Origin of the sequence: Brachyspira catarrhinii, assembly GCF_005518285.1 — a bacterium.
GTDB lineage: Bacteria > Spirochaetota > Brachyspiria > Brachyspirales > Brachyspiraceae > Brachyspira > Brachyspira catarrhinii.
The window spans coordinates 1-4,384 of the sequence record NZ_SJDU01000189.1 but is presented as its reverse complement, the minus strand read 5'-3'; the positions used below and the strand labels follow the sequence as shown (position 1 = coordinate 4,384).

Genomic DNA, 4,384 nt, shown 5'->3' with positions numbered 1-4,384 from the left:
TGTTAGCTTCTTCTGCTTTTGTATTAATATTATTATTAAGTTCTTCTATTTTAGCGTTTAATAAATTATCTGAATTAGAAAGATTATCCCTAAAAATATTTAATTCTTCTTTTAAGGAATTATTAACAGTATCAGTTTTTCTGTTAGCTTCTTCTGCTTTTGTATTGATATTATTATTAAGTTCTTCTATTTTAGCGTTTAATAAATTATTAAAATCATTTTTTAGATCAAGTATATTTTTTTCTATATCATTAAATTTTAAATTATTTTTATTGAAATTATCTTTAGTAGATTCTGAATGTTTATTAAAAGTATCCCAAAAATCTCCTGCTTTATTAATAACAATATCTTTCATTTCTCTTATCTTATCAGAATCATCTCTTACAGAATCTATATACGATAATTTACTTTGAAATTTTTTCATATTATTAAGTAGGTCTTCGATTTTTTGCAATAGTTTATCTTCCATTTATTATTCCCTATTTCATATTTTAAATTTATTTCAATGTATTAAAAAGATTATTAATAATTTTATCTCTATTGTCATAATATTTTCTTTTATTTTCTATTTCACTATAATCTAAATTCATATTATCATCTAATTCTTTTTTTATTGAATTTATAGAATCTAAATTATCATTTCTAACTCTTTCTATATTTCTATATATAAAATCTATTGTACTCTCTGTTATAAAATCCAAATCTCTATAATACTTATCCAAATATTCATTTATAACTTCATCTATATATCTATTCATACTTGAAGAACGTTCACTTGGATTATTCATGCCTAATATTGATATACATTTATAATCAGACAAAGATAATCTGCTGTCAACATTTAATGAAAAAGAATTGCTAAAATTATCTATAAATTTATCAAAATTAAATCTTAAAGAATCTATATCTATATTTATTCCATGTGAACATATATCGTCTTTTATAAATTTTTCTATATTATCAAAAGATTCTTTAACATTTGAAATAAAAATCTCTTCAATTACTGAAGTTTTATCTCTTAAATCTGCTTTTTTAATATTATTAAGCATGATTTGTAAATTACGAAGCTCTGACATAGTAGCATCATGTGGATCATAGGCAGGCATACTTTCTATATCTTTATTAGACTGATCAGAAAGTTTTTTAGCAGCATTTTTTATAAATTTTATTACTTTATCAACTCTTTGAGGATAAGGAATCTTTGGTTCCGGAGGTATAACTTTTAACGCTTTAGATGCTATACTGCCTACATATTTTCCTACTGTAGTTGCAGCAGTTGATATTGCTGTACCTGCACTGGCTAAAACACTTCCTGCAGTTGCAGCTGCACTTGAAGCAGCACTAAATATAGCAGTTCCTAATCCTATTAATAATCCAAACATTTTGTTTCTCCTAATTTATATAATTTTATAAATAATTAAATAATTATTGTCTCTAAAAGATTATCTATAGATTTCTTTTTCTTGTTATAAACTCTTCTCTTTTTAGCTATATTTTTTTTCCTAGATTCCATTTCTGTATCTAGTTCCTGATTTATATTTTTTAATTCTTTTCTATAATTTGTCTTACTTTTACTTATGTCTTTTTTGATTTTTTTTAAAGTAATATCTGTTATTTCATCTATGTTTTGACAAAGTTTTTTTAAAGCATCATCAGTAAGAGTATTAACATATGTTTTCATTTTATCTCTTCTAGTTTTGCTTCTTTTGAATTTCAAAATATTAAGGCATTTAGTATCAGATATATCTATATGTTTTAATATTTCATTAGAAAAAGTTATTCTAAAATCATGTATTATTTTATTATACGATTTTTCTATATCTGAAATATCAATTATATCATTATACTTTTTTATTTTTTTTAAAAAAGTATCTAAATCTTTATTGATATTTTTTATAATTTTTGCTTCTATTTTGTTTAACTGTTTTAAACTATTTTTTCTGCTGCTTTCAATAAAATTACTCAAAGTTTTAGGAATTTTAAATGGTTTTTCTTTTTTTATTTTATTTTTAGCAGCAGTTTTTTTATTTCCAAATGAATACCACATAATAAAATCAAGCAATTAGAGATTTAATAATCTTTTCTCTTCTATCATATTCTTTTCGTTTTTTTTCTATCTCATCATCTTTCAATTTCATATTTTCATTTAACTCTTTTTCTATATTTTTTATACTTTCTTTATGATTTGATAAAACTCTGTTTATATTATCTTCTATAGCAGATATAGTATTTTTTGTTATATCATCTATGCCTTTACAGAAATTATCCAAAGCATCATCTATCAAACCATTTAAATAATTCTCCATTTTTTTTCTTTTTGTACTAGTATCTTCTATTTTTAAAATATCTTCGCATTTGCCATTAGATAAAGTTATTTTATCCAATATTGTACTTGAAAAAGTATTTCTAAAATCATATATGGATTGGTTAAATTTTATATCTATATCATTAATATTTATACTTTTATTGTCATTAGATTTTATAATTTTTTTGTCTACTTCTTTCAATATTTTATCAAAAATATCTCTGGCATACTTAATAGTAGCTTCTTCTTTGTCATGAAGTATTTTTCTATATTTATCTCTTGTTTCATCAAGAAATTTATTCATCTCCATAGTCTGATTAATAGTTGCAGTTCTTTGATCATATATTTCCTCAGGCATATTTTTTACTACATGTGTAGAAGTATCTATAGTTTTAGTTTTAGTTCCTGAAAAGAAATCAACTACTGCATCTTTTATATCAGATACAGCCTCTACAACGCCTCCTACACAATCACAAGCAAAATCCCATAAATCACTAAAAAATCCCATATTATATCTCCTTTATTTTTAATAATTATTAACTTCTTATGGCTCTTTTTAATTTTTCATTTTGTTCAAGCCATTTACTTTTTATATCTTCAAATGCTTTAGTTAAGCTGTCCATAGTTTTTTCTATCAATTTTATTTCTTCATTTTTAGCAAGTTTAAATGCCTCTTTCTCTTCAACATCCATATCAAGAGTTTTTCTGCTCTCTTCATTAGCTAAATTCAATTCCTGAGCTTTATTATTGATATTTGTAATCATACTATTATATCTTCTCTCTAAATCACTCATTGCTATTTCTATACCCTTTGAAAGTATATCTATAGTCATTAAAGAATGAACTTTATCTATATTTGTATATTCTTTGATTTTATCAGCATTTTCTAAAATAGAATTAGGATTCATCATACTTACATTTATTCCGTAATTTTTAGCAAGCTTTAGTATAGCAAATAAAGCCTCTTCATTATCATAATTAGAACTTTTCTTCATATCTAATAAATTAGAGTGTATAAAAGAAGATATGCCTATTATATTTTTATTAAGCAGACTTTCATCTTTGTAGTAGTCTTTTAAATAGTTTTTCCAATTATCATGCAGTTTTTTCCAATCTTCCTGAGTTTTATTAAGCATATCAATTTTTGTGCCAAGTATTATAATTTTATATAAATCATCACCTGCATTTTCAAAAACTTTTGTAAGAGTTAGATAATCTTCATTAGTAAGAGAATTAGTAGAGTTTACACATACTATTACAACATTTGCTCTTTTTATATAATCTTTTGTAATATTAGAACGATATTCTACGACATCATTGAGTCCGGGAGTATCTACTATAGTAACATTTTTAGGAACTCTTGGATTATTCAATTCTACTATTAATTCTTTTACAAAATAATGTTCTCTGCTTTGCTTAGAGGTATATTTTTTTACTTTTTCTTTTAATTCATTTATATCAGAAACATTTATTATCTCATCGCTTCGTCCTATATAGCTGCTTTCTATTTCATTTGAATGGAGGCTATCGTATTCTTCTCTGAAAATTCTATTTTTACTTCTATTTTCAGATTCTTCAACACTTTTCCATAATTTATTCCATTCTTCTCTATTGTAAAATTTTACAATTAATCTATTTTGATCACTGTATTTGAATTTAGTTAAAGAAGCAGTTTCAGGAGTAACTTCAGTAGAAGCTATATAATCTTCAAAAAGAGCATTAATAAAAGTAGATTTTCCAGCCTTTATAGTACCAACAATAGCAATTTGCAAACCAGGATCTTCAAGAAATTCCTTTTGATCTTTAATATCTCTTTTCTCAGCAGATAAATCTTCTCCTAATTCTTTTTCTACTTTATTGATAGCTTCTTCTATATCAGCTATTTTTCTTTTTTGTCTCTCAACTTCTTTATTTAAAGTATCTAATGTCATAGAATTCTCCAATATAAAAATTAATTTACTATACTTATTATAGTATAACATAATTATATATAAAAAACAAGTTTATATTATATATTTTATTTTATATCTTATTTTTTTATAATATGATCTATAGATTTAGTATCCTTGCTTCCGCATT

The 4,384-nt window shown here is 23.5% G+C and carries 5 protein-coding genes; all 5 read right to left on the bottom strand.

What is annotated here, in order from left to right; genetic code table 11:
* The coding region (locus EZH24_RS07675) for a hypothetical protein (RefSeq protein WP_201798577.1) at window positions 1–469 on the bottom strand (469 nt) is incomplete at its 3' end.
* Window positions 470–497: 28 nt separating this feature from the next.
* On the bottom strand, window positions 498–1,382 hold the full coding sequence (locus EZH24_RS07670) for a hypothetical protein (RefSeq protein WP_137998530.1): 885 nt from the start codon (window positions 1,380–1,382) through the stop codon (window positions 498–500).
* 35 nt (window positions 1,383–1,417) lie between these two features.
* The gene (locus tag EZH24_RS07665) at window positions 1,418–2,062 is read right to left on the bottom strand and encodes a hypothetical protein (protein WP_137998529.1); all 645 of its coding nucleotides are present in this window, start codon (window positions 2,060–2,062) and stop codon (window positions 1,418–1,420) included.
* Window positions 2,055–2,813, bottom strand: a complete 759-nt coding sequence (locus tag EZH24_RS07660) for a hypothetical protein (RefSeq protein WP_137998528.1) — start codon at window positions 2,811–2,813, stop codon at window positions 2,055–2,057. The genes EZH24_RS07665 and EZH24_RS07660 overlap by 8 nt, the downstream gene beginning before the upstream one ends.
* A 28-nt stretch (window positions 2,814–2,841) precedes the next feature.
* Window positions 2,842–4,236: a dynamin family protein gene (locus tag EZH24_RS07655; protein WP_161976119.1), complete on the bottom strand. Its 1,395-nt coding sequence runs from the start codon at window positions 4,234–4,236 to the stop codon at window positions 2,842–2,844.
* Window positions 4,237–4,384 lie beyond the last annotated feature (148 nt).

Bases quoted from the DNA above. Each gene is read 5' to 3' on its own strand.
- EZH24_RS07670 (WP_137998530.1), bottom strand. From the start codon at position 1,382: ATGTTTGGATTATTAATAGGATTAGGAACTGCTATATTTAGTGCTGCT.
- EZH24_RS07660 (WP_137998528.1), bottom strand. From the start codon at position 2,813: ATGGGATTTTTTAGTGATTTATGGGATTTTGCTTGTGATTGTGTAGGA.
- EZH24_RS07655 (WP_161976119.1), bottom strand. From the start codon at position 4,236: ATGACATTAGATACTTTAAATAAAGAAGTTGAGAGACAAAAAAGAAAA.